The following is a 26,742-nucleotide window of genomic DNA, read 5'->3' as shown; positions in this document are numbered from 1 at the left end:
ATCTATTGATACCGCTGTTTTAGGCATCGCCATAGCAACATGTTTAAGCAAGTCGCCCCGGGTAAACACAACAGCGCCACCATAGCCCGATCCAGTGGATCAAACGCTTTACCGTTAACAACCTTCTTACAATCCGGCCTTCGCCCGGGGGAGTAAAAACCCAACTCACCGCCAGCCCCGAAAGAATTATCTATCAATATAGCAGCCCGCCAGCACTTTGCAGTGCAGGAGCATTTTTTTAAATTGCGCCAGGAGAACTCGCCAATGCCCGGCCGGCAAATAGTGCCTCCACCGGCCTGCCTTCATCACACAATACGCTCGCCTTACAGACAAGCCAGCGCCAGTAAACGGGCAATATGGCAAAAAAAACGGGCCGGTTATCCACATTGAGAACAACCGGCCCGTGTTAGACAAATCGCCCAGGCGATATCACACCGTTTTATCGAACATAACGGTTAATAATGTTTTCGTACAGCTCTTGCTGACCACTGGTTTGCGCCGGCTCACCGCCTGCGTTACCAATTGCCGCCAAAGCTTCCAGGCTCAAATCACCCGCTTCAAACTTGGCGCCGTCGCCGGCGTCGAAAGTGGCGTAGCGCTCTTTACGCATCTGCTCAAGCTTAGAGTTTTGCAGCAGGTCGTCGGCAATAATCAGTGCACGGGCAAATACGTCCATACCGCCAATGTGGCCGTGGAAAGTATCAACCAGGTCAGTCGAGTTACGACGACGCTTGGCATCAAAGTTAACGCCACCACCGGCCCAACCGCCAGCGCGCAGCAGTACCAGCATCATCTCAACGGTTTCGTTGATGTTGTAAGGGAACTGATCGGTGTCCCACTGGTTTTGGTAGTCACCACGGTTGGCATCAATCGAGCCCAGCATGCCGGCGTTAGCCGCTACTTGCATCTCGTGATCCATGGTGTGACTGGCCAGAGTCGCGTGGTTGGTTTCAATGTTCAGTTTAAAATCTTTGTCCAGGCCATGATGACGCAAAAAGCCGATAACAGTTTCGCTGTCAAAGTCGTACTGGTGCTTGGACGGCTCCATTGGCTTGGGTTCGATCAGGAAGTTACCTTTAAAGCCGTTGGCACGGCCGTAGTCGCGGGCCATGGTTAAGAAGCGAGCCATGTGCTCTTGCTCGCGACCAATGTCGGAGTTCAGCAAGCTCATGTAGCCTTCACGGCCACCCCAGAATACGTAGTTTTCACCACCCAGAGCGATGGTTGCATCGATGGCATCTTTTAACTGAGCGCCGGCAAACGCCACAACGTTAAAGTCCGGGTTGGTGGACGCACCGTTCATAAAACGCGGGTTGGTAAACAGGTTAGAGGTGCCCCACAGCAGCTTCATGCCAGAGGCATCTTGCTTCTCTTTTGCCCAACCGGTCCACTGCTGCAAGCGCTGTTGTGTTTCGGCGCGAGTGCTGCCTTCTTCAATCACATCAACATCGTGAAAGCAGTAAAAAGGCGTGCCGATTTTAGTAAAAAACTCAAACGCCGCATCAAGCTTCATGCGCGAACGAGTTTCGGCATCTTTACCTTCATTCCAGGGAAACTGCAGCGGGCCAGGGCCGAATGGATCGTGGCCGGCACCACAAAAGGTGTGCCAGTAGCAGGTTGCAAAACGCATATGTTCTTTCAGCGTTTTACCGGCAACGACACGATTTTCGTCGTACCATTTAAACGCTAGCGGGTTGTCCGACTCGGGACCTTCGTAGGCAATTTTTCCGACGCCTTTGAAGTATTCTTTATCACCAATGAGTACACTCATATCAAATCACCTTTGCTAAAATCAGCAGCTATCCCGCAGGCGCCACTTAGTCTGTTAATCGTTTGTTCTGTTAAACACTCTCGATCAGGCGCACACCAAATGCGCCCCGATACTTCTGGCCGGGCTCAAGCACTTGCAACCCCTCACCAGTATTCAATGCATCAATACCGCAACTCATCGGCTCAACGGCTAACGACTGCCGTTCAGGTGGCGTGTATAACTGCAGAAAATTCATCCCGTTTGTGCCAGTCTGCTGCCACAACTCAAGCCCAAATCCAGCCGCCGGATTAAAAAACCTGACACACTGGTCGCCCTCGATATCGGCATCTAAGGCAAAACAGTTATCCAGCGATGTCTCGCCCAAGCTCTGCGACGACTGAAAACGCTCATCCTCTATGCCATCACCCGTAGGCAACATGCGCGCGTCAATAAGGCTACGGCGCATCGCAGGTGTCTGTAACTGACAATCCGCCAGGTTACAGCCCAAGGTATAGTATGGATGCCAACCAATACCAAAAGGTATGGCACAGTTGTCGCTATTAATCACCGTCAACTCGACATCTAAAGCACCCTCAGAGCGCAGGGTATAGCTCAACTCCAGGTCCGCTGCAAACGGATACCCCGGCTCGTTGCGACATTCATACCGCAACCGAATCGAATGCGCCGTGGCCGTTTTTTCCTGTGCCATAACGCTGATTTTTTTGGCCCATAAAAAGCCGTGCAGCGCCGTTTGAGTCGCGGCCTCGTTTACCACAAACTGATGCGACCGACCGCCAAACTGAAAGCGACCATCGCGCAGCCGATTGGGAAACGGAAACAGCAGCGCACTGCGATACCCCGGGTTATTGGGCAACTCGCTTTGCGCCACGCCATCAATCACGTTGCGCACACCATCCGGTGTTGCAAACTCAAGAGCATTGATCATGCCGCCAAGCTCGGGATAAAGCGTCAAGCGCGCTTGCCCCGCTTGCAACTGGATTGAATCGCTCATCACAAAACGCCTTAGCGGATACTGGGCAGCTGATCCTGCCAGGCCTGATAGGCCGCTTGATATTCATCCGCCTGGGCGCGATTAGGCTCAATCACACTGATGCGCTCCAGCCCTTCAAATGCCTCACTCGCGCTGGCGTAATAACCGCTGCCGAGTGCCGCACCCCGCGCCGCGCCCGCAGCGCCATCGGTATCGTACATTTCAATCGCCGTCTGAGTGGTATTGGCAAACGTTTGGGCAAACACATCGCTTAAAAACATGTTGCCTTTGGCAACTTTAATAACCTCACAACTGCCACCCAGACTTTTTAATACATCAAAGCCCTGGTTTAAGGCGAACACAATACCCTCTTGTGCCGCTCGCACCATGTGGCCCAAACCGTGGCGGTTAAAATCAATATTGCGAATGTGTGCACCAAGATTTTGGTTTTGATAAATTCGCTCGGCGCCGTTACCAAACGGATGAAACACTAACCCCTCACTACCGACGGCAACCTTAGCCGCCAAATCATTCAGCAATGGGTAGCTCACCTCGCCGCCGGTAGCGAGCATTTGCCGCAACCAGCTGTACAAACGCCCGGTGCCATTCACACACACCAGTACACCGTTGCGCCGCTCGGCCTCTGTGTCGGTTACGTGTACAAACGTGTTTACCCGCGACTGGCGATCGGCCGCATTATTATCAGTAACACCGTAAATCACACCGGAGGTGCCGGCAGTGGCGGCAACCTCTCCGGCCTGCAGCACATTTAAGCTGAACGCGTTGTTGGGTTGGTCACCAGCGCGATAACTGATCTTGACCCCGGTTTTTAAACCGAGTTCAGCGGCAACCGTATCACTGACGACACTTTGCTCGCCAATGTTAGGCATAACGGTAGGCAAGAGCTCGGCGGGCATCCCCCAGTGAGCCAACAACTGTGCCGCCGGGGCGCGATCCAGGTAATCCCAAAAGGTACCCTCTGACAAGCCCGAAGGCGTTGTGGTTATCTCGCCCGACAAACGCATTGCAATAAAATCACCGGGCAGCATCGCTTTGTGCACCCGCGCGAACAACTCGGGCTCATTCTCTTGCACCCAACGCAGCTTGGCCGCCGTAAAGTTACCGGGAGAATTCAGCAGATGATCGAAACAGTAGTCGTCCCCCAGTGCGTTACGCGCGGCCTCACCGTAAGGTACAGCGCGGCTGTCACACCAAATAATAGAGGGGCGCAACACTTGTTGCTGCTCATCTACCAGCACCAGGCCGTGCATCTGATACGAGATGCCAATCGCCTCAATTTGCTGCAAATCAACTGGGGTCGTTGCGGCAATTTTAGCCAGCCCCTGCTTAACGCAATCCCACCAGGTATCGGGGTCCTGCTCGGCGAAGCCCGCCTGCGGGCTGCTAATATCCAGCTCAGTCTCCGGGTAGGAGACTGCCGCCAGAGTACGGCCGGTCGCACCATCAATAACCGCGAGTTTGGTAGATGAACTACCGATATCAAGACCGAGAAATATCATGGCTTTCCACTTATCGTAATAATATTTAGGCTCTACCCTAAGCAATCTAATCAGCCCGGGCATTTAATTTGCGGCCAGTATGCCTTATTGTCCTTTTGACCACAAGACTTTTGCTTGAATTTTGCTCCAATTTCGTCCAAATTACCTTGCTTTACAAGGCAGTCAGCTTTCTAGGCAATTGAGCAGCCTAAACAATTGCATATAAAAATGATATCATATAGGAAAATATCGTTTCGTGTTTTGACCTATATTTACTCAACTACCCCAGCCGGATTACACAGTGCCAGAGACAGATCACCCCTATAGCAACCACGTTGAACCCGCGCGAACGCCTGATAACGTTATCAAGGCGCTGTCCATCGACAACCTTATCTTTGGGCTCGATCACGGCCAACTCGACGTTATGCTTATTAAGCACCGCGATGGCATCAGTAAAGGCCGCTGGGGGCTGCCCGGGGGCTGGATTCGCTACGATGAAAACCTGCGTGACGCCGCCTCCCGACATCTGCACGAACTCACCGGTGTGCAAAACCTTTACCTCGAGCAGCTCAAAACCTTTGGCCGCCTCGACCGGTTTCCCAGCGAGCGGGTGGTTACCATTGCCTACTACGCTCTGGTAAGCGCCGAGGACTATAGTCTAGTCGCTGGCAACAATGCTGCCGACGCAAGTTGGTTTAGCGTGCGTGAGCTACCCGAGCTCATCTACGATCACGCCGAGATCCTGCAGTACGGTATCGAGTTTTTACAACAACAGGTACGCCGCCGGCCCATCGGCTTTAACCTGCTGCCAGAGAAATTTACGCTGCTGGAGCTGCAAGAGCTGTACGAAGGCATACTGGGCACCAAGCTCGACAAACCCAATTTCCGCCGCAAAATCATGAAAATGAACCTACTGGCCAGCTGCGAAGAAAAACAACAGGGGGTCGCCCACCGCGCCGCCAAGCTGTACCGCTTTGATGAGCTGGCCTACCAGGCTCTGACCGAAAAAGGCTTCGCCTTCGAAATCTAATAGGCGCCTAAGCGATAAACGAAAACGGCCAGATGACTAACTGTCTCTGGCCGTTTTCGCTCTCGCCCTACCCTCCGTCACACCCAACACCGCATTATTTTAATTTTTTTGGCTTAAGCCCTTGAGCTTTGGTGTTTTTTTGACTATCTTATGGTTTATCTGACTATAAGGCGATAAATAATACGCCAATGGCGCACCCAGACGCACCCATTACTGCCCGTTAAAAAACGCCACAGAGTAGCCAATATTGCTGTAACAAACAGGATAAAAAGCAACACAAAATAACAATAACGTCGTAACCGACGTACGACGTCAAGCATTGCAACACACGCACGCGCCACTGAGTTAACGGTTTTGTTTCTTCGCCGAGAGACAACCAAGGGCTGCAAGACGATAGTCCCTATCGCCGTCCTGTGGTTTACCGTGTGCTTGTCAATAACAACCAGTAATGGTGCAACTTTTCACTTTCTGACGGTGAGCGCCACCACAGAAGAGAACGGCACCCATTAACCCGATCGACATCGCGACCAGAAACACAGAGCTTAGATAATGCTAATACGCCACGCCAAAAAACTTCTCCAACTAGCGGCCTTCGCCAGCATGAGTATTGCCGCGTGCAACGCTCAGGCGCTGGGTGAACCAAGCTATCTGGCGGATACCCCACAGGCGAGCGATTTGCGTCTGGTGGACGGGCGCAAAACCGCCACCTTGTATCACGACGCCAATGCCGACAGCGCCATCACCCTGGCGCTGGATGATTTAAAAGCCGACATTAAACGCGTTACCGGCGAGAAAGCCACCATTACCCACGACCTCAGCAAGCTCGGTAAGCTCGGTAAGCAGGCGGTTATTGTCGGCGAGATCGGCCGCAGCGACATTATTGACCAATTAATTGTCCAGCAAAAAATTGATGTCAGCGATATCGCCGACCGCTGGGAGGGCTATTTAATACAAGTGGTGCAAAACCCCGTGGCGGGTGTCGAACAAGCGCTGGTCGTAGCAGGCAGTGACCGTCGCGGCGCCGCTTACGGTTTATACGATATCAGCGAACAAATTGGTGTTTCGCCCTGGTACTGGTGGGCCGATGTCCCGGTAAAAAAATCGGCTGACCTCACCATTAAAGCCAGCACCCGGGTCACTGACGCGCCCAAAGTTAAATACCGCGGCATCTTTTTAAACGATGAAGCGCCCGCGCTAACCGGCTGGGTGAACGAAAAGTTCGGCAACTATAATCACGAGTTTTACGAGCATGTGTTTGAGCTGCTAATGCGCTTAAAGGCCAACTATATGTGGCCGGCCATGTGGAACAACGCCTTTAACGATGACGACCCGCTAAACATGGTGCGCGCTCACGAGCACGGCATTGTGATGGGCACCTCGCATCACGAGCCGATGATGCGCGCCGACAAAGAGTGGAACCGCTACGGTAAAGGCGAGTGGGACTACGCCACCAACCCAGAGGAACTCGCTAAATTTTGGCGCGCCGGCGCCAAGCGCAACAAACCATACGACAGTATTTTTACCATGGGTATGCGCGGTCAGGAAGACACCCCCATGAGCGAAGAGCAAAACATCGGGCTGCTGGAAACCATCGTCGAAGATCAGCGCAAGATACTCTCCGAGGTGTTTAACGATCGCGATGTCAGTGACGTGCCGCAACTGTGGGCGCTGTACAAAGAAGTGCAGGGCTACTACGAAAACGGTATGCGCGTACCCGATGATGTCACCCTGCTGTGGGCCGACGACAACTGGGGCAATATCCGCCGCCTACCGACACCGGCCGAGCGCGAGCGCAGCGGCGGTGCCGGGGTTTACTACCACTTCGATTACGTCGGCGGCCCGCGCTCCTACCGCTGGATGAACGTCACCCCCATTGCCAAAATTTGGGAGCAAATGAATTTAGCCAATGCCTTTGAAGCCGATCGCATCTGGATCGTTAACGTGGGCGATTTAAAGCCGCAAGAATTTCCCATGGAGTATTTTTTACGCCTGGCGTGGGACCCGGCCGACTGGCCCAAAGAGCGCATCACCGAGTTTGGCACGCTGTGGGCCGAGCGCGAATTTGGCCCGGAGCACGCCACCGAGATCGAGCAATTAATCAGTGGCTACACCCGTCACAACGGTCGCCGTAAGCCCGAGCTTATGTCACCCGACACTTACAGCCAGCTGCATTACAACGAGGCCGATCGCATCAGCGCCGAGCTGACCGAGCTGTTGGAAAAAGCCGAGGCCATTTACGACGACATACCCCGCGCCCAGCGGGATGCGTTTTTCCAGTTGGTGCTGCACCCGGTAACCGCCACTTACATCGTTAACGAGCTGTACAACGTCACGGCCAAAAACCGCCTGTACGCCAACCAGGCCCGCGCTAATGCCAACCTTTATGCCGAGCGGGCAAACGAGCTGTTTGAAGCCGATGCCGAACTTACCGAGCGCTACCACGACCTTAATGGCGGCAAGTGGAATCACTTTATGGCGCAACCCCATATTGGCTATACCCACTGGAACAATCCGCCCGCGAATACCATGCCGGTCACTTACCACTACCAGGCCAACGCCGCCGCTGATATGGGCGTCGCGGTAGAGGGTATGAGTGAGGCGTGGCCCGAAGCCGGTGCGCTCGCACTGCCTGAGTTTAGCCCCTACGGGCCCACCAGCTATTACGTGGATATTTATAACCGCGGCACCGAACCTTTTGAGTTTAGCGCCACCCCCAGTGCCGACTGGATTTCAGTGAGCCGCACCGAGGGCGAAGTCGAAGTCAGCGAGCGGGTATACGTAAGCATTAATTGGGATCAGGCCCCCACCGGACAACAGCAAGCCCGTCTACTGATTAAGGGCACCGGGTGGGGCGGCGCCAACATTAATATTAATGCACTTGTGCCCACGCCAGAGCAACGCCGCGAGGTCAAAGGCTTTGTCGAGGCCGGTGGCGTTATCAGTATCGAGACGCCCCACTACACCCGCAAACAAGCGGTGGCCGGCGCCGAATGGCAAACCATTGAGCAGCTGGGCCGAACCAATGGTTCGATTTCTGTGTTTCCGGTAAGCGACACCGAGTTTAGTGGCGGCACTGATGCGCCCTGGGTTGAGTACGACGTGTATTTGTTTAGCAGCGGCGAAGTCACCCTCACCGGCCTGTTTGCCCCCAGCCTGAATTTTGTGCCAGAGCGCGGTTTGCGCTACGCCGTGGCCTTCGACGACGCCGAACCTCAGGTTGTCGACATCCTGGCGGACCTGTCTCAACAAGCATGGGCACAAGCGGTCAGTGACGGCGTCCGGCGGGCCAGCAGTGTGCATCAGATCGACCAACCCGGTCACCATAAACTGCGTATTTACGCCATTGACCCGGGCGTGACCCTGCAAAAACTGATTATCGACACCGGCGGTTTACGCCCTAGCTATCTCGGCCCACCCGAGAGCCACCACCGATAGACCTAACCCTGGAGCAACCTCAGGAAGCTTTCCCCGGTCGGAGCGATCCACCGGGGTTTTTTTTACCTTTTTTTCGCGGCAAATAAAAATGTACCGAAAAAAAAGTGTCTACACTTGGGTATAAACTTAAAACGTCCTATCCATAGCTACGGAGGAACCTCCATGACATTACCCTATCGCTTAGCGAGTATCTTAGCGCTCGCCGTGCTTGCGGGCTGCAGCACCACACCAATGCCCAATATCTCGACTACCCTGCTCGAAACTACCGGGCAAGACGGTCGCGCCTGCGTCGACACCAGTGACATCCGCGGCTACGGTGTGCTCGAGCAAGACGTCATCTCCATCGACGCCCGTAACAACTATTATCTGGCCACCGTATTACCCGGCTGCAACAATCTTGAGGTGTCGGCACGGGCCATGTTCAGCAGCCGCTTTTATGAAGTGTGCGGCGGGGGGATGGATCACGTGCGCACCGGTGGTGACAACTGCACCATTCGCAATATGTTTGAGTTTGAAAACCGCGAAGAGGCCTTTGCCGCTCACGATGCCGCCATCGCCGCGCGCAAAGCCGCCGCCGAGCAAGCCGAGTAACTCTTTCTGTGCGCTAGCGGCCCCGGCTATTTATTGTCGGGGCCGCCCCTGCCCTGCGCCCCTTGCCGGTTAGGTTTATTTTACAAATCTAAACTGTCAGCCCCTCACAGGCTACGCCATGCTCTAGCGGCTAGACCATAACAGGAGACCACATGCTTAATCATTTAATACACTGGCAACCTATTTCACTGGGGGCGGTCTTGGCGGCGGGGATTAGTTTGTCCGCTCAGGCCGAGGATATTGGTCAATTTGCGGCTCAGGCCGATATCGGCAATGTCGCGCACCAAGGCGAGGCAAGCTTCCATGCCCAACCCCAGAGCTACACCATCAGTGCCTCGGGCAAAAATATGTGGCAGGACAACGACGAGTTAAGCCTGCTGTATAACGAGTTATCGGGCGACTTTATCGTTCGCGCCCAGGTGGCGTTTCAAGGCGATGGCGTCGACCCGCACCGCAAAGCCGGCTGGGATGTACGCGAAAGCCTGGCCCCCAATGCCGCCCATGTGTTTGCCGGTGTCCACGGCGACGGCTTGGCCGCCCTGCAGTTTCGCGCCACCACCGACGCCAGTACCCAAGAGTACCGCCTTAGCGTCAAGGCCCCGGATGTCATTCAGCTAGAGCGCCGCGGCGACACTTATATTTTTTCGGCGGCAAAATTTGGCGAGCCGTTTCAGGTTGCTCAGGTCTCTCACCTTGAACTCAGCGACACGCTGCAGGTGGGGCTGGCGGTTTGCGCTCACAACGCCGATGCCATAGAAACCGCCCACTTTAACAACGTGCGAATTATTAAACCGGCCGCACCGGACTTTACCCCCTACCAGGATTATATCGGCAGTAATCTTGAGATTATGGATATGGACACCTTTAACCGGCGTATTGTCTATCGCGCGCCCAACTCCATTCAGGCGCCCAACTGGACCCACGACGGGCGCACCCTAATTTTTAACGCCGATGGCTTACTGTATAACTACGACATTAACGCCGCTCAGGTGAGCGAGCTAAACACCGGCTTTGCCGACAACAACAATAACGATCACGTTTTATCCTGGGACGGCACTCACATTGGTATTAGTCATCATGCCGCTGAAGAGGACGGCCGCTCTACGCTGTATACGCTTCCACTAACCGGCAGTGACACGCCCCGCCAAATCACCAAGCCCGGCGTGGGTCACTCGTACCTGCACGGCTTTGCCCCCGATGACCAGTCACTGATCTTTACCGCCGAGCGCAAGGGCCAGTACGATATCTACTCGGTGGATATTGCCAGCGGCGCCGAAGCTCAGCTAACCGACACCAAAACGCTGGATGATGGCTCGGAGTACAGCCCCGATGGCAGCAAGATCTACTTTAACTCCAACCGCACCGGCACCATGCAATTATGGCGTATGAACCCGGACGGCGGCGGTCAGGAGCAACTCACCTTTGACCGCTATAACGACTGGTTTCCCCATGTTTCACCCGATGGCAAAACGCTCGTATTTTTGTCATATATGGATGATATAGACTCGGGAGATCACCCGTTTTATCGTCATGTGTACTTACGGGCAATACCCGTTAGCGGCGGCGAGCCCAGTATTATTGGCTACCTGTATGGCGGTCAGGGCAGTATTAATGTCCCCAGCTGGTCACCCGATGGCAAGCAGATCGCGTTTGTCAGCAATACCCAGCTGCGCGACTAGCAGCTGGCGGCACTGCAGCGCTTGACACTTTGCCGCAAGGATCGTCTACACTGAATGTCTGTCGCATTTCGCTGCAGGCATTCAGGGCCGGTTCAGCATCAGGCCCTTTACTGATAAAAACGACTTAATCCCGGAAACCGTTTATGAAGTTAGCACGAATTGATATTGACCAAGTCCTACCGCTACGTCACCTCGTGCTTTGGCCCGACCGTACTGAAGATTTTTGCCGCATCAGCGGTGACGAAAACGCCCTGCACTATGGCGCTTTTATCGACGACAAGCTGGTGTGCGTCGCCTCGATCTTTATCGAGGGCGGCGACGCCCGCCTGCGCAAATTTGCCACCCTGCCCGAGTATCAAAACCAGGGCATTGGCAGTGCACTGCTGGCCCATATCCTGGATGAACTAAAAGCAGACCATGATGCCAAGCGCTTTTGGTGCGACGCGCGCTCCTCGGCCACGGGCATCTACAGCCGCTTTGGCATGGCAGTAGAGAGCGAGCCCTTTAGCAAAGGCGGCGTCGATTACGTCAAAATGGCCAAACGCCTGTAACCGCCACAACACCCACAACCTACGAGCACTGCGCCCATGAGCAATACCCCGGAAGACGCCGCTTTTTACAAGACACTGCTGGAGTCTACCAACGCCATCCCCTGGAAAATCGACTGGGAAACCATGACCTTTGCTTACATCGGCCCACAGATTGAAAAACTGCTGGGCTGGAGCGCCGCCAGCTGGATCAGCGCCAACGACTGGGCCGAGCGCATGCACCCGGAGGATCGCGACTGGGTGGTTAACTTTTGTATTTCGCAATCTAAAGAGGGCGTCGATCACGAGGCTGACTACCGCGCCCTGTGCGCCGACGGTAGCTACCTCTGGATTCGCGATGTCGTACATGTAGTGCGCAATACCGAGGGTACCGTCGAATCACTGGTGGGCTTTATGTTTGACATCAGCGAGCGCAAAAAAATTGAAGACAAGCTGGTCACCCTGCAGCAAGAGCTCGAAGAACTGTCCTTTAAAGACGGCTTAACCGGCGTCGCCAACCGCCGCATGCTCGACTCCGTGCTGGATAAAGAGTGGAGCGAGGCACGGCGCAACAGCCAGCCCTTGTCGGTAATCATTTTTGATATCGACTACTTTAAGCAATACAACGACCATTTTGGCCATATTCAGGGCGACGACTGCCTTAGGCAAGTTGCCAAAACACTGTGTCAGGGCGCCACCCGCCACCGGGACTTCTTTGCCCGCTACGGTGGCGAAGAGTTTATGCTAATTTTGCCCGAGACTGACGCCGCGGCCGCCGCCAAAGTGGCCGAGCGCTGCCGCGACCTTATTTTTAAAGAGCAACTGCCCCACCCAACCTCCGCCACCGGCCCCGTGGTCACCGTCAGTCAGGGAGTTGGCACCATTACCCCCAAGCCCACCGACTCGCCCAAGGCATTTATTCAAAGCGTCGATCAAAGCCTGTACCGGGCCAAACAAAACGGCCGCAACAAAATCGTCAACGGTTAGCGCCGGGCCTGACTCCAAGCTCTGGCCCCACAGGCGAAACGGGCTTGTAGTTTGGACAAAACATCGCTAATCTTATGGTTTTATTGACTATAAGAAACAACAAGGCGCACACCGAGCGCCACCCAAGTGCATGAGGAACTCCCCGGCGTGAAAATTACCGCAGCCAAAGTGATTGTTTGCAGCCCCGGCCGCAACTTTGTCACCGTTAAAGTCACCACCGATGAAGGCGTTTACGGGATTGGCGACGCCACCCTAAACGGCCGTGAAAAATCCGTCGTGTCTTATTTAGAGGACTACCTGCTTCCGGCGCTTATCGGCCGCGATCCACAGCGCATTGAAGATATCTGGCAGTTTATCTACCGCGGGGCCTATTGGCGTCGCGGCCCGGTGGGCATGACCGCGCTGGCCGGTATCGATACCGCCCTGTGGGATATCAAAGCCAAGCTCGCCAATATGCCCCTGTACCAGCTGCTGGGGGGGCGCAGCCGCGACCGGATCATGGCCTACACCCACGCCAACGGTAAAGACTTGCCCTCTACCCTGGAGGCCGTGGCCCGCGCCCGCGATGCCGGCTATCAGGCGATTCGCGTGCAGTGCGGTATTCCCGGTGTGGCCAGCACCTACGGCGTGGCCAAAGAGGGCAAAGCCTACGAGCCCGCCGATGCCGATCTGCCTACCGAGTCTGTGTGGTCTACCGAGAAATATTTAAACTTTACCCCCAAACTCTTTAAAGCCATTCGCGATGAGTTTGGCGACGATCTGCACCTACTCCACGACGTTCACCACCGGCTAACGCCCATCGAGGCCGCACGGCTGGGCAAAGAGCTGGAGCCCTACCATTTGTTTTGGCTGGAAGATGCCGTACCGGCCGAAAACCAGGAAGGCTTTAAGCTGATTCGTCAGCACACCACCACCCCCATTGCGGTGGGCGAAGTGTTTAACAGCATTCACGACTGCCGTGAGCTGATCGAGAACCAGCTGATCGACTATATCCGCACCACCATTGTCCACGGTGGCGGTATCACCCACGTGCGCCGCATTGCCGATTTAGCCTCGCTCTACCATGTGCGCACGGGGTTTCACGGTGCAACCGACCTCTCGCCGGTGTGCATGGGGGCCGCGCTACACTTTGATTACTGGGTGCCCAACTTTGGTGTACAGGAGCACATGCCCCACAGCCCGCTGATGGAGTCGGTATTTACCCGCGCCTATGAGTTTAAAGATGGCTATTTTACCCCGGGCGAGACACCCGGCCACGGGGTAGACATCGATGAAGCCGAGGCCGCCAAATACCCCTATAAACGTGCCTGCCTACCGGTAAACCGGCTTGAGGACGGCACCCTGTGGCACTGGTAAATAAGCGACTAACGACTACATTTTTAACACCAACTATCTGACAACCTAAAACGATAACCGGAGACTGTCATGCAATTTAAAAAAAATCTGACACTGCTTGCGATGCTGGCCGCTATGGCCGCTTGTAGCGAACAAGAAAGCCAAAGTATCGCCACCCCTAACGAAGCACCCGCCGAAGCCACCACAGCTAGCGCGGAAGAAGTGCCCGATGTGGTGGCCAAAGAAGCCGAAAACCGGCGCATGGCGGCCGAGCGCGAATTCGTATCGCAGCCGCTGGTCACCGAGATTTACACCGCCGACCCATCGGCCCATGTATGGGACGACACCCTGTACATTTACCCCTCGCACGATATCGAAACCGACATCCCCATGGATGACACGGGCGCGCACTTTGCCATGCGTGACTACTATGTTCTGTCGATGACCGAAGCTGGCGGTGAAGTTACCCTTAGCGACGTGGTACTGGATGTAGACGATGTGCCCTGGGCCGAAAAACAAATGTGGGCACCCGATGCAGCCCGCAAAGGCGATAAATACTATTTGTATTTCCCGGCCAAAGATTACGACGGTATCTTTCGTATTGGCGCCGCCGTTAGCGACTCGCCAACCGGCCCCTTCACCGCTGAGCCCAAGCCGATCGAGGGAAGCTACAGCATGGACCCAACTGTTTACCAGGACACCGATGGCGAGTACTACATGTACATTGGCGGCATCTGGGGCGGGCAACTGCAGCGCTGGACCACCGGTGAATACGTAGCCGAAGACATCTACCCCGCCGATGACGAGCCCGCGATTGCGCCACTGATTGCCAAAATGAGCGACGACATGCTCAGCTTTGCCGAAGAGCCAAAAGAAGTAATGCTGCTCGATACCGACGGCACGCCCATCAAACACGGCGATAACGAGAAGCGCTTTTTTGAAGCCGCCTGGATACACAAGTACGACGGCACTTACTACTTCTCGTACTCTACCGGTGATACCCACAACATCGCCTACGCCACGGGCGACAACCCCTACGGCCCATTCACCTATCAAGGCGTTGTGTTAGAGCCAGTGCTGGGTTGGACCAACCACCACTCCATTGCCGAATTTAACGGCCAGTGGTACGTTTTTTATCACGACACGCAACTCTCGGGTGGCCAGACTCACCTGCGCAACGTAAAAATGATGCCCATTCAGCACAACGAAGACGGCAGCATCGAAACGGTTAACGCCTTTGCTGATTAAAGCCTCGCGTTAAACAAAAAAGCCGGGGCAAATGCCCCGGCTTTTTTATGCGCTAAAGCTTAACCACCACCCACGTAGCACCCGTTATTAACCTACCCCCTCCAGCAGAGATCGCGGCTACCTTTTAGTCGGTTACTGCAGCTAAGGCCCCTTCGGATAGGGCCACTGCAACACTAATGCGCTTAACCTACCAGCCATACGCTATTGCTATCTATTACCCGGCCATAGGGCCATACTGATGTTGTAAGCCGCAATTTGACGTTTTTTTGTGGCCAGTAGTAGCCCTTGCACTGGCTAACATCGACATGAGCTTTAAGGGCAACTTAAAAGGAACAAATCATGAGTAAAGGACAAGACAGTAAGAAAAACAGCAAAAAGAAACCGCTGTTAACAGCAAAAGAGAAAAAAGCCGCAAAGGTCGCCAAAAAGTCCAGCACCAATGTTTTAGGCCAGTAAAACGGGCGTTTTATTTTATCGGTTTTTAACCGGTGACGACTCACCATAGCGTGCCCAGGCTCGCTATGGTGCCGCCGTCTCATTTACAGCGCGCCAAGAGTCTCACCGATTGCCACCTCGTTCGCCGTAAGTGCTCTGCTGCGACCCTCTTCAAGCGCACCTAAAGATATAGGCCCGACGCAAACCCGATGCAACGCCAGCACTTCATTATCAAAAAAGCCAAACATTCGCTTTACCTGATGGTACTTGCCTTCGGTTAAAAACAACCTCGCCGTGTAATCAGAGAGAACCTCTAACTCGGCAGGCTGAGTCGTAATGTCCTCGTAAGCAAAGTAAACCCCCTCGCGAAACGCAGCCACATAGGTATCATCCAACGGCTTCGACACCGTCACCTCGTAGGCTTTCTTAAGTTTTGTCTCAGGCAAACTGATGCGGCGTGACCAGGCGCCATTGTTGGTGAGCAGCACCAACCCGGTGGTATTAAAATCAAGGCGGCCCACAATATGCAGCTCATGCTTTTTCGGGTGGTTAATCAAATCCAGCACCGTCGTGTGTTTGCCGTCTTTGGTCGCGCTAACCACCCCTTTGGGCTTGTGTAACATCAAGTAAATAGGCTGCCTGTCTTGCAGGCATTTATCATCCAATACAACGCGAGAAAACTCCGTGACCTTTTGTTGGATAGATTGGGCCACACAACCATCAACCACAATCCGCCCCTGCGCCAACAACAGCCGAACATCCGACATAGAAAACTCACTATGCCGAAAAATAAAGCGGTCTAGGCGGCTCGTTTTAGACTTCATAGAATACGTAAACTTATCGGGCAATGCTCAAAGCGCTTAAGCATCGAGGCGAAGGCTGAAAGATTTAATGCTACCAACAACGGCCGAGCGGAGCCAGGCCTAGCTCCGCAGGAGCGAACTTAATTGACGTCTTAGCATTTTAAATAGATAAAAACGTTAAAATAATAATGGATACAGCCAGAAAACATACGTAGCTTCAGATCCAAAGATAATGTCGGCCAAGATAGTTTAGCCTACGAGTAAAGTAATCATATTTCTTCATCCACAAAAACCACATGACGAAAGTGGTGCTGCGCTTCGAAAGTGGCCCCTAAAGCGCCAATAAATAACCCCAATGTGGTAACGAACAAAGCCACTTGCCAATAGATAGTGGATACAGCCATGCCGATATCCGACTCAATCCAGGATGCGACTAAACTGGGAGCGTATAGAAAGAAGCCGGCCGATACATTGAGCGCAAGAAGAGCGGCGGCTGTGGTAGCAAGGCCGATTAATACGATCACCACCGCCGAAACATTGGTAATGACAATTTGCTCTCTCATAAGCGACCGGCGCCTTTGAATTAACAAACGCTGCCTAACGGCCACCAGGGCAGTTGTAATAAGCAATACAAACCCCAGTAGCATAGCGAGCTTGGTAATACTCTGGTGGGAAGCTAAATGCCAGGTTTCTGCGGTGAGCATTAGCAGCGTGGTTGTTGAAACCGCCGCAGCCGTTAGGCGCAATAATCGCAACGGAAATTCCCAGGGGCGAGCGTGCACAACCGCGCCAAAAATCTCGTGCCGGTTAATGTAGGCAGACTGCAAGTAAAATCGCCAGGGCGACAACTCGCTCGCCGCTTGGGTTTCTTCCAGGCGCGGGTCAGCAATTTGATACAGATTATGCTCAATTGCACTGAGTTGACCACTGTCAAATTCACGCATCTCAGACAGTGCCTTTGGCGATGAGGGAACGTGCATAAAGTTACCTTCATCTCTAGCCACCGCAAGGCCGTTAAGGTGCCCTAGTGACCGAATGCACAACGTGGTTAAGCGTTGCGCCACTGTGCTTATTCGCTCGTTTTCGTCTACCTCAGCATCAAAGGCATGCGGATCAATCCGGTTGGTAGACACTACGGCTAAGTCCAGCGCGCTGGAGGTCACAGCGATAGAATAAGGTTTGTAACGGCAGGTTAAATCCGCGGCGGTAAACAAAATGGCAAAATCCCAGCCTTCGGCATCTCGCAGATCACTGCCATCGCGCAACAAAGCCGAGGGCTCCTGGCGAATACTCAGCGGCACTTCCTCCCGCTGAACCGCATTAATCCGCCACGCAAACTGGGGGAACTGAGATTGTAGCCAAGCTAACAGCTGCTCGCGCGCAGACTGAATGGCCTGCTTATCAATCCGATCCACACGGCCAATAATGACCAAGCCAATTTCAATAGGGGCCAATGTGGAGCTGGCCTGATCGGGCGACGGGCGATCCATGAAAAACTCCTATAGTGCCCACTGATTTGGAATAGCCGCGGGTAACCTAAGCTATTCCAATGAGTGGATGTCCCATTTTTTCTCGTGTCCCATTTTTCTCAAGATATGGCCCTGACAAAAGTGCTTTACTCGTTCTTAAGGCTGCCAATAAACGCCTTCGATTCAGCAATGGATTTTTCCATTTCTTTAATAAGCTCAGCAACCTCAGTGTTTACATTTCCCAGCTCACCCTGTAGCGAGTCAATAGCACGCGCATTCAGGTTATGCTTCAAAAACAACACTTGATCCTGAAAGACCTGTAATACCGGATCCATGCGCGCCTCTGCGCTACGCATGGCCTTAATGAGTTGTTTATACTGTTTTTTGGTCTGACTTAGCTTGGCTTCACTCTGCCGCTTAAGGTTAGCACTGCTGTAGAGTTCAATTTCATCTTCCCACTCATCAAATAATGCGTCGGACACATCGTCGACCGAATTAATTCGCTCGGACACCGCCTCAGCGGCCGCTTTACTGTCTTCGTATTCGTCATTGAGCTTCTCGTAACGCTCCACAAGATCCTGATCTTCAATCTTGATAATCGATTGGTATTGCTCCAGGGCGGACTCAAACTGCTCTTTGGCATCGGTTTGCGCCTCTTGCGCCGACTCCACGCGATCAATCATGATATCGCGCTTGTGAACACCGGCTTTCTCCATCGCCCCGTAATACATTGACTGACAACCCGCCAGAGTGACGACCAGAAAAGAACTGAGAATCCAACGATTTATTAACATGCACATTTACCTATAGCGTGATTGGTTAAAGGCCCACTGATTTGGCCTAACGAATTGTCAAAAGAGCACTAAGATTGTGAATATTGCTCTTTGAGCGCTGCTAAGCGGGCAATTTAAGGCAACTCGTAAATAAGAACATTAATCAAGCAGGATTTGTACCATCCAGATGGCGATACTAGCACGAGGCTGGAAGTGCGGGATTACTTGCGTTAAGCGATGGGTAATGAGTATGGATCGCCCCTGGGTCTCTATGTTTCGACCGACTTATGTTATCAACGGGGTCAAAATTCAAAGGCTTGAGCCTCTCCCCCTTCACAGCTCTCTCTTGTGATAGCTAAATATAGATTCATTAATGGATTTTCTACTCTCAAAGTCACTTGCACAGGCATAAGCCAGCCAGCTATTGAGATTTTTGTGGTCACGATTGAAGTGAATTAGTGCTTTGACTTTTGCGTATAATCTATAAAACCTGTCGTCAGTGTAGATGTTCACTCTTACCAGAATCTGCTCATAAAGCTGGAATATGGAGACGACATATATAAATGGAAGCAATAGGGTGGATAAAATGATTGGAATAACGAAGTCCATCATGGTTTTGTGTTTTGCAAAATCCCCAAAATTTGTGCTTATAAAGTACGCCCCATATATTAGTAAAAACACTCCAAAAGCTGAAAGGATGAAGTTCATGACTCTCTCTACAGGCTTATACTCTTCTTTTATTTCTGAATATGCTAGAAGCATTACTAATACTGAAGTCACTGGTACTATTATAATTTCAGCGATCAAACTAAAGCAGTGAAAAGCAACAATAAACTCGAAGACAGTGAGCAACTTGAAGTGCCCTTTAATGGAGCCTCTGAAATAGCCGTCTTCACTGTGAATTTTATTTGCTTTAAAGAGTTCTGTTGATGCAACAAAAACAAACCATAAAATGGTATTTTTGAGTTGGTCTAAACTCCAAATTCCAACACCACTTAAGAAATCAACAATAAAATAGGTATAAGCCCCCATAAGGATGAAAAGTGAAAGTATCTTGGAGTTGCAGAATCCAAGTACAACTGCTTTGGCAGACGATCTAACCTCTTTCTTAGTAAATGCCAAAGAAAAGAATATCAGTATCCAAACTGATACGGCGATTTCCCTATTACTGAACAATTGATCCATGCTGGAGATATCTCACTTGGAAACTTAACGCTTCCATAAACGGCCCGAGCTTGCGATCGTCCGGTGACCGTAGGGAGTGAATTTAATGGATTTTTTATTCGGTTTCATGAGCTTGAGCAACCAACTCTTTAAAATCGCTTTCTCTAATTATCCGTATAGTGTGACCTTTTTCTACAAGCTCTTCAGCTTTCAAGTGCTTTGAACTCTTCGACTTCCCTGAGAGCTTGGTAACATCCTGATCACCAACGACCAGCAAAGTAGTTTTTTTGGTAACACCTGGTGCGACTGTGCAGCCAATGGACGCCGCAAGATCAGCTGCCTCTTTGCGTGGAATTTCCAATGCGCCGGTAAATACCATTACTTCTCCGTAAAGCTCTCCTTCAGGGTTGCCATCTCTCTTGATTGCTGCTCCGCTTGATGAACTAGCAGGGTCTATTGGTTGGGAAACACGTTTAAACCAAGCATCAAGATCTAAACCTGTCTTATCAATAGCAGAAATTAATACTTGGCCCGAAGCCTTTGCATCTTCTAGTGCATCATGGTGCTTAAATTCATAGCCAATAATTTTACAAACATTAGATAATCCATACCCACTCCATGCGCACTCTTCCCATACACGACGAGCCACCCTTGCAGAATCAAGCCATACGGTATTAATTGAACTCAACGAATATTTATTTATCGCTCGACCAACTGAAACTCGATCGAAGTGTGTATGGCTTACACAAATTACACCAGTTAAAAAATCGGATAACTTCTGAAATACATCAGGAAATTTAGGCGCGCCAACGACGTCATCTTCAGAGATTCCGTGAATGTTGACATTTATAAAATCAAAATAGTCCTCAGGGTCGACTAACGAAGACCATTCCTCTACCAGCATTCCATCTTTGTATTTCGCCAATCCAATTTGGCAGATTGAAGCCATATCTGCATTTGCAGTTTCCACGTCAATTGCTACAAACTCCATGACTAATCCTTAAATTGCATAACGAGACCGTAGAAATACGTTTTTCACAAGCATCTCTACAGCCGTCTTCTTTGATTTTTGTTTGATCACCATTCAACCACATCCGATTAACATAATCACCTATTCTGCGCGGTGCAGCCTAGGTGGTTGTGGATAAGGCTGTGGTTAAGCAATCGCACCGTAATTCATTAGCTTTTCAATATTATGTACCAAGCAAAACAGCCGCCATTGCCCCTGTACTTTCGTTTTCCCACGAAGTGAGAAACGATTCAGTCGTTTATTGGTCCCTATGTTGCCGAACACAGGCTCCACTGTGGACATGCGGTGGCCGTAAATCGCCTTTCCTTCTCGGCTGTCCACTCGTCGCTTCATCCAATCCGTAGCGGTTCGTCCGTTGGTCCATGTAAAAGATACCTGACGGCCAGCGCCTTCTCGGGTATTCGCTGAGTCTGGGTTACGCATGCAAGATGCTTTAATCGGGCAATCTCGACAATCGGTCAGCTTACCTTGGAAAAACACCTTTCGCTTACCGGTCGATTCCACCGTTTCGTGGCTCAGCCACATGTCATTACCCTGCGGGCAACGGCAGGTCTTTCGCTTTCTGTCGAAGTCGAATTCGCTAGAAGGAATAACAGACTTAGTGCCTTTTAGGGTGTCTCGGTGGCGCTTGCCGTATTTGTCTTTCTGTTGGGCGAAGATCTTGTCTCGTGAGCGGAACTGATTGTCGGGAATATACGCATTAACACCTTCACGGCGAAGGTATTCATTGTTCGCATCGTTCGAGAAGCCGGTGTCGGCGGTAATGATCGCTTGATCTTTGAGAATGTCCGGGCTGATGCCGGTACGGGCGTAGCGTTGTTTAATGCCGGTGAGCATGGGCTCTAGTGTGTGGTGCTCCTGGCCTTCGCCAAACGCTTGCGCTTCAATAATGATTTGGTGTTTCTTATCCACCGCCGCCACACCATTATAGCCTTGAATAGTGCCCTTACTGGTGGTCATTTTGGCCGATTCATTATCGGTAATATTACTTTTGACTTCTTTCGGTTTTTTACCTTGCCCCATCCGTGGGGTTGCCGTCTTTAGAAACTGGTTGATCCTTTCAAACTCCTGCCCGAGCGTCGCTGATGCGCTTTCCAGCTGCTTTTTTCTTTCTCGCTCGGCGGGCTTTCGGCCATCCAGCTTTTTATGTTCTTTGAGACACGCTCGAATTTTCCGTTGTATTTTGTCACGCTTGACCTCCAGCTCAGGCAAGGTGCCGGAGTGCTCCTTCGCGGCATTGGATGACATTTTACAGCCATCAATGGCGAACAACTCATTGCCCAGAAGTCCCTGCTCGTCACACACCAAAAGAATCTGCTCAAAGACAGACTCTATCGCCTCCGGGTAGCGGCTTACAAAGCTGGCAATGCCGGTAAAATGAGGGACTGAGTCGCAGGACAGGGCTTTGAAAGTAATATTATGCTCGCACTGCCACTGAATCTCTCGGCTCGACGTAATGCCTTTGGCATAGGCGAACAAAATAATCTTTAGAAGAATGGCGGGGTCATACGCCGAGCGACCACCGGCATCGTTATTATAATGTTCGTGAAAAGCGGAGAGGTCGATATGTTGATCGATCAGGTGGTGTAACGTAAATTCAAAAGTATTTGGCTGAATTTGCTCTTCGAAATTAATCACAACCATGGCATCTTGGCTGTAGTTATACTTTTTGAAGTTTGGCATGGCAATGATCCCTAATGCGATGGCCAATTTTAGCAAAAAACACCTATTTTTTGGAGTTTTTCTACAGTCTCAACGCCCAGCTCAGTTGAGTTTTGGTTGTAGTGAAGTTTTGGCGTAAAATGGCGAAGCCATGCCAAAACGAAGCGAAGACCAAAACGTCAACTGGAGCTGTTTGTTAGTGTTTTTCACTATACTCTAGTACCCATTTTAAGCTTTCTTCAAATATTTCAGAGTCAATTTGTTCAGGGCTGCAATGGTCTTCATGATACCAGGCATACATACGAGATATACCGATATTATCACCAACATATTCTTTGATGCCATCGTGCAAGCTAAACCTTTCTATATCTTTTAGCATTTCTTGAAACTGTTTGGCAGGGCAAACATTACCCTTGCTAATCAGGGTTATATGATACTTAACCAAGACCCAGATGGCGTCATCAAATGACGGGATTTCGTATCCCAAATCTATTACAGCTTTTTCGAAATAGTTTGATATAGGAACCCATACTTTTGGAGTTTCGTCCAAAATATTAAGTAGGTGGTCAGAATAAACACCGCTAGCTAGTTTTTTATTAGCAAATTCTACTAAATCGTCGGTATCCACTTTACCGGCGATATACTTTGCGATAAATATCTCGTCATCCATATGATACTTGCTACCGTGTGAACACTAACGCTCGCAACACCGGACAATTTTCAGCGCAGCGAAAAATTGTCCGAGTGATTGCGCTTGTTAAGCATTTTCTCGATATTCCATGATTTCTGGAAAACCATTTGATGCAATGAAATTTAACAGACAATATCGAATGAAACGTTCTAAGCCTAAAAACGTTGGGGCCTTCTCCAGTACTTTTGAAAATTCCCTATCACCAACTACGGGGCGGCCAAACTGGAGATCAGCGTGATGCCTGTTAGGCTGAATCCAGCCTCCAAAAGGGACTCCAGTATGAACGTACTTGCTACGTAAATCGTATGCTGCTCCGATACTTCGCTCAATTAGATCAGCCTTAAAAAACCCAAACTCCACATCGGATTCCCTAGACTCAAAAAACCGCTGATCAACTAACGAACAGAGAGCCTTCACAAACCCGCTCTTTATTCCTAATAGCCGACTCGAGAGCAGTCTAGATATCTTCCTTCCGTTCTCAAGATCATTCTCAATAGTGTTTAGAGCACCCAATATCTGTTGATCTAACATCTCTTCCTTTTCATATTTAAAAAATGCTGCAAGTATTTCCCCTGATGTAATTAAGTGTAGATATGCCACTTCAGGCTCATACTCTACAGTCTGAAGTGCTTGCATATAGAATTTACACGCAGCATTTAATTTTGCTTGGAATGAAGGATCAATATCTGAGCTTGTAAAAATTCTCGACAAAGGAGAAAAATTAGAAAGATTTAACGGGATTTTGAAGCAGCTTCGTTGTTTATGCGTGTTGAACGGCAGCCTTGGATTACAAATGCTGCTATATGCAGAAAGATCAGGGGTATTGAAAGAACCACTGCCTTCTACCAACCCATGACAGTCAAACCGTTTTCCAAATAATACTGATAAGTATGAACACACAATCTCTCCAACAGGAGAGTAATCAGGAATCACAACGCCAACTTCTCTTCTATGCGGCTCAGTTTGAAAGGCAATAATAAAACCTGATCTAGATACCGGATTTTCCTCCATCCTGATTGCACCAGATGAATTTGTGAAATTCTGCCAAGCATGAGAAATCAAAATATCATCACTTACAAACTCGCCAACCATCCTGCTAGTAGTTGAAATAAGTATCTTATGAATTGTTTCATCAGGCTTTAATGGATGCTTAGAACTATTCATAAATTCTCAGATTCAAATTGGATGCTTAACGCCCGCAGCAGGGGCGACCAATGCTATGCATATTTTGTGCGAAACTGGGAGCGCAGCGACCCGCACAAAATATGCATAGCATTGGGCGTCCCGCGAAGGCCCGAAGGGCCGTAGCAAACTGCCTGCGATTGTTAAGGTTTTTACCACTGTATGTCCAAAGGAGTAGTAACTTTCTCATGATCTACATCTGCACATACTTCGATTTCACCAAAGAAAATAAAACGATTATTTCCGGTGAGATGAAACATAAGTTCATCTTCATTAGCATATTGCGCGGGAGGCAGAACCAATGACACCTCATCAGAACTTAGATTAGCTCTCCGCATAATTTCAGCCGCATCCTCGACGCTCACCAGCTTAGGATTGCTCGGCGAACCATAAGACCAACCGCAATATCCGTTGTGTACGAAGTACCGAGCCATACTGAACCTTAACGCCTTGCTCATTTGCGCAGCGGTTGTAGTGGATTTTTGTGCAACACTGAGCGCAAGCGAATGCACAAAAAGGAACGTAGACCGCTGCGTCAAATGGAGCAACTTGTTAGCTCACAATGAGATTGTGATATACATAGCCACTATTGAACTCTATTAAGGTAGGCTCTGGCTTTAACTTTCTAGTGACATCCTTAAAACTGACGGGACAATTTTGACTAAATAATTCACGATAATAATATAAAACCACCAAGCTAAGACCAGAAACTGCATTAATGGTATTTTTTAAGTTTGCTTCGCTAAAATGCTCGTCTCGCTGATGCTTTACTCTGTTATAGCTGCGCCACCAAATTGGATTTTGTTCTCCCTGCCAGTTTGACCAAGGCTCAAGGTCAAGGCCGTAGCGGTTTATAAAACACCTCTCTACTATCAGATCGGGAAGACCTGCTTTGATAGTCTCTCGGTACTGATTTATGTTCTGGTGGTCTATTGCAGGATTCTTCAAGTTACAAAGCGCCTTCAACACCACGTCGACTTCAGATGAAGCAGCCAAAAGTAAATGCGCCAACTCTATGGAATAGGCATTGAAGTTAGCTTCAGAAAACTCGATAAATCTCGATACTTTTGCTAAATCTTGTTCCAATGCTATGAAATAATTCCAATGAACAAGACTTCCGTTTACCTGTATTCCCATGTTTTCTCTCCAATGAGGCTAACATTTTAATAGGCTCCCTCCGGAAATTCCGGCACCAAGGAGCCTATCCTTTATTGAATTTCAACTGAAACTACCCCGAAGCCCCCGCCAAGTCAAACCTACAGAAAAGGTTGATTATATTTCAGCCAAAAATAGACCGTACTAAAAGGGGGCTTATTTTTGGCAAAACGGTACACTGCAACCTGTTGATAAATAAAGGTTATTTCCGATACCTACCAATAACCGAGCTTGATAGGCTCCCTATGTAGCTATAGCTACTATTTGAATAGACCGTACATACCGACTACTGTATATAATAACAGCAACACGGAGGTTATATGCGAGATATTCCTAGAGAAGTTCCAGCCAATCCAGTGCGTTTTATGGATCGATTACGGGTATTTATCAGGGCCAAGGGGTTGAGCTATAAAACGGAGCAAACTTACTGTACATGGGTAGTCGACTTTATACGCTTTCAGAATATGGCGAGACCAGAGGATCTATTACCAAACGATATAGACCGGTATTTAAGCCACCTTGCCAATAAACGATTGTGCTCTATTAACACGCAAAAAACGGCGCTTAATGCTTTAGCATTCTTGTACAACCAGTTCTTGAACAAACCACTGGGGCAACTCAGTTTCTCTACCAGCCGCCGCCCCAAAACACTACCGACTGTTTTGAGTCACGATGAGGCGTTAATGGTACTCAGCCAGCTATCTGGGGCGGCTTGGCTGTGTGCCTCGCTTATGTATGGCTCGGGCCTGCGGGTAATGGAGACAATGCGACTGAGGATTCAGGATATTGATTTTGCTAATAACTGCATTATTGCCCGTGAGACAAAAGGCCGAAAGTGGCGCCGCACGCTATTGCCGAGGTCTTTGATTGGACCTTTAAATAAACAAATCGACTCGGCATTAAAAATCCACTCGGAAGATTTAACCGAGGGGTTTGGGGAGGTTTATTTACCCGATGCATTAGCTAGAAAATACCCGAGTGCCGCGACTGAGCCGGCGTGGCAGTATGTGTTTCCTGCGGGGCACCGCTCTATTGACCCGCGCTCTGGAAAAGAAAGAAGGCACCATTTAGGCGAGCAGCAAATTCAACGTATGGTTAAAAAAGCTGTTTTGACCAGCAAGATTCATAAGAAGGCGGGATGTCATACCTTCCGCCACAGTTTTGCCACGCAGCTGCTGCGCTCGGGTGCGGACTTGCGCAACATTCAGGAGCTGCTGGGGCACACGAGCCTAGAAACGACTCAAATTTATACTCATGTAGTGGGCATTGAGCAGCGAGGGATTTCGAGCCCGGTCGACGAGTGAGA

22 protein-coding genes are annotated in these 26,742 nt (G+C 50.6%); 9 read left to right on the top strand and 13 right to left on the bottom strand.

The window, feature by feature from the left end:
* Positions 1-439: 439 nt before the first annotated feature.
* The 3 genes from xylA to AAC019_RS07700 form a co-directional block, all read right to left on the bottom strand.
* Complete coding sequence (xylA, locus tag AAC019_RS07710; RefSeq protein ID WP_339898082.1) at positions 440-1,771, bottom strand: xylose isomerase; 1,332 nt, start codon at positions 1,769-1,771, stop codon at positions 440-442.
* A 70-nt stretch (positions 1,772-1,841) separates the two neighbouring features.
* A complete protein-coding gene (locus AAC019_RS07705) occupies positions 1,842-2,762 on the bottom strand; it encodes an aldose epimerase (protein ID WP_339898081.1) in 921 nt (306 codons plus the stop codon).
* A gap of 11 nt (positions 2,763-2,773) precedes the next feature.
* On the bottom strand, positions 2,774-4,261 hold the full coding sequence (locus AAC019_RS07700; RefSeq protein WP_339898080.1) for an FGGY family carbohydrate kinase: 1,488 nt from the start codon (positions 4,259-4,261) through the stop codon (positions 2,774-2,776).
* Between the two features lie 280 nt (positions 4,262-4,541).
* Here AAC019_RS07700 and AAC019_RS07695 point away from each other — a divergent pair, with 280 nt between their 5' ends.
* The 8 genes from AAC019_RS07695 to AAC019_RS07660 all read left to right on the top strand — a co-directional run bounded on the left by AAC019_RS07695 (position 4,542) and on the right by AAC019_RS07660 (position 15,072).
* Positions 4,542-5,270 carry an NUDIX domain-containing protein gene (locus AAC019_RS07695; protein ID WP_339898079.1) on the top strand — a complete coding sequence of 243 codons (729 nt, stop codon included), beginning with the start codon at positions 4,542-4,544 and terminating at the stop codon, positions 5,268-5,270.
* 549 nt (positions 5,271-5,819) lie between these two features.
* Positions 5,820-8,705, top strand: a complete 2,886-nt coding sequence (locus AAC019_RS07690) for a glycosyl hydrolase 115 family protein (protein ID WP_339898078.1) — start codon at positions 5,820-5,822, stop codon at positions 8,703-8,705.
* Positions 8,706-8,867: 162 nt separating this feature from the next.
* Positions 8,868-9,296: a DUF6491 family protein gene (locus AAC019_RS07685; RefSeq protein WP_339898077.1), complete on the top strand. Its 429-nt coding sequence runs from the start codon at positions 8,868-8,870 to the stop codon at positions 9,294-9,296.
* Positions 9,297-9,448: 152 nt separating this feature from the next.
* On the top strand, positions 9,449-10,975 hold the full coding sequence (locus AAC019_RS07680; RefSeq protein WP_339898076.1) for a hypothetical protein: 1,527 nt from the start codon (positions 9,449-9,451) through the stop codon (positions 10,973-10,975).
* A 143-nt stretch (positions 10,976-11,118) separates the two neighbouring features.
* Complete coding sequence (locus tag AAC019_RS07675) at positions 11,119-11,526, top strand: GNAT family N-acetyltransferase (protein WP_339898075.1); 408 nt, start codon at positions 11,119-11,121, stop codon at positions 11,524-11,526.
* A 36-nt stretch (positions 11,527-11,562) separates the two neighbouring features.
* Positions 11,563-12,489 carry a diguanylate cyclase gene (locus tag AAC019_RS07670; RefSeq protein ID WP_339898074.1) on the top strand — a complete coding sequence of 309 codons (927 nt, stop codon included), beginning with the start codon at positions 11,563-11,565 and terminating at the stop codon, positions 12,487-12,489.
* A 147-nt stretch (positions 12,490-12,636) separates the two neighbouring features.
* Positions 12,637-13,845, top strand: a complete 1,209-nt coding sequence (gene manD / locus AAC019_RS07665; RefSeq protein ID WP_339898073.1) for a D-mannonate dehydratase ManD — start codon at positions 12,637-12,639, stop codon at positions 13,843-13,845.
* 240 nt (positions 13,846-14,085) lie between these two features.
* Complete coding sequence (locus tag AAC019_RS07660; protein ID WP_339898150.1) at positions 14,086-15,072, top strand: glycoside hydrolase family 43 protein; 987 nt, start codon at positions 14,086-14,088, stop codon at positions 15,070-15,072.
* Positions 15,073-15,611: 539 nt separating this feature from the next.
* On the opposite strand, the gene AAC019_RS07655 is transcribed toward AAC019_RS07660, so the two are convergent.
* From AAC019_RS07655 to AAC019_RS07610, 10 genes are all read right to left on the bottom strand, one after another.
* Complete coding sequence (locus tag AAC019_RS07655) at positions 15,612-16,331, bottom strand: 16S rRNA pseudouridine(516) synthase (protein ID WP_339898072.1); 720 nt, start codon at positions 16,329-16,331, stop codon at positions 15,612-15,614.
* A gap of 248 nt (positions 16,332-16,579) precedes the next feature.
* Positions 16,580-17,800: a hypothetical protein gene (locus tag AAC019_RS07650; protein WP_339898071.1), complete on the bottom strand. Its 1,221-nt coding sequence runs from the start codon at positions 17,798-17,800 to the stop codon at positions 16,580-16,582.
* A 125-nt stretch (positions 17,801-17,925) separates the two neighbouring features.
* A complete protein-coding gene (locus tag AAC019_RS07645; RefSeq protein ID WP_339898070.1) occupies positions 17,926-18,573 on the bottom strand; it encodes a DUF2959 domain-containing protein in 648 nt (215 codons plus the stop codon).
* Between the two features lie 312 nt (positions 18,574-18,885).
* Positions 18,886-19,737: a hypothetical protein gene (locus AAC019_RS07640; RefSeq protein WP_339898069.1), complete on the bottom strand. Its 852-nt coding sequence runs from the start codon at positions 19,735-19,737 to the stop codon at positions 18,886-18,888.
* Positions 19,738-19,831: 94 nt separating this feature from the next.
* Entirely contained in the window at positions 19,832-20,707 is an 876-nt protein-coding gene (locus tag AAC019_RS07635; protein WP_339898068.1) for an exonuclease domain-containing protein, read from the bottom strand.
* Positions 20,708-20,872: 165 nt separating this feature from the next.
* A complete protein-coding gene (locus AAC019_RS07630) occupies positions 20,873-22,429 on the bottom strand; it encodes an IS1182 family transposase (protein WP_339898067.1) in 1,557 nt (518 codons plus the stop codon).
* A 175-nt stretch (positions 22,430-22,604) separates the two neighbouring features.
* Positions 22,605-23,078, bottom strand: coding sequence for a hypothetical protein (locus AAC019_RS07625; RefSeq protein ID WP_339898066.1), 474 nt, complete (start codon positions 23,076-23,078; stop codon positions 22,605-22,607).
* An 87-nt stretch (positions 23,079-23,165) separates the two neighbouring features.
* The gene (locus AAC019_RS07620) at positions 23,166-24,263 is read right to left on the bottom strand and encodes a hypothetical protein (RefSeq protein WP_339898064.1); all 1,098 of its coding nucleotides are present in this window, start codon (positions 24,261-24,263) and stop codon (positions 23,166-23,168) included.
* A gap of 170 nt (positions 24,264-24,433) precedes the next feature.
* The gene (locus AAC019_RS07615; protein WP_339898062.1) at positions 24,434-24,820 is read right to left on the bottom strand and encodes a hypothetical protein; all 387 of its coding nucleotides are present in this window, start codon (positions 24,818-24,820) and stop codon (positions 24,434-24,436) included.
* Between the two features lie 13 nt (positions 24,821-24,833).
* Positions 24,834-25,418, bottom strand: a complete 585-nt coding sequence (locus AAC019_RS07610) for a hypothetical protein (RefSeq protein ID WP_339898060.1) — start codon at positions 25,416-25,418, stop codon at positions 24,834-24,836.
* Between the two features lie 338 nt (positions 25,419-25,756).
* On the opposite strand from AAC019_RS07610, the gene AAC019_RS07605 reads away from it, so the two are divergent.
* Positions 25,757-26,740 carry an integron integrase gene (locus AAC019_RS07605; protein ID WP_339898059.1) on the top strand — a complete coding sequence of 328 codons (984 nt, stop codon included), beginning with the start codon at positions 25,757-25,759 and terminating at the stop codon, positions 26,738-26,740.
* Positions 26,741-26,742 lie beyond the last annotated feature (2 nt).

It is taken from the genome of uncultured Gilvimarinus sp., from assembly GCF_963975215.1.
Taxonomy (GTDB): domain Bacteria; phylum Pseudomonadota; class Gammaproteobacteria; order Pseudomonadales; family Cellvibrionaceae; genus Gilvimarinus.
Note: the sequence above shows the minus strand (reverse complement) of the source record. Positions and strands in the feature narration are given on the sequence as shown.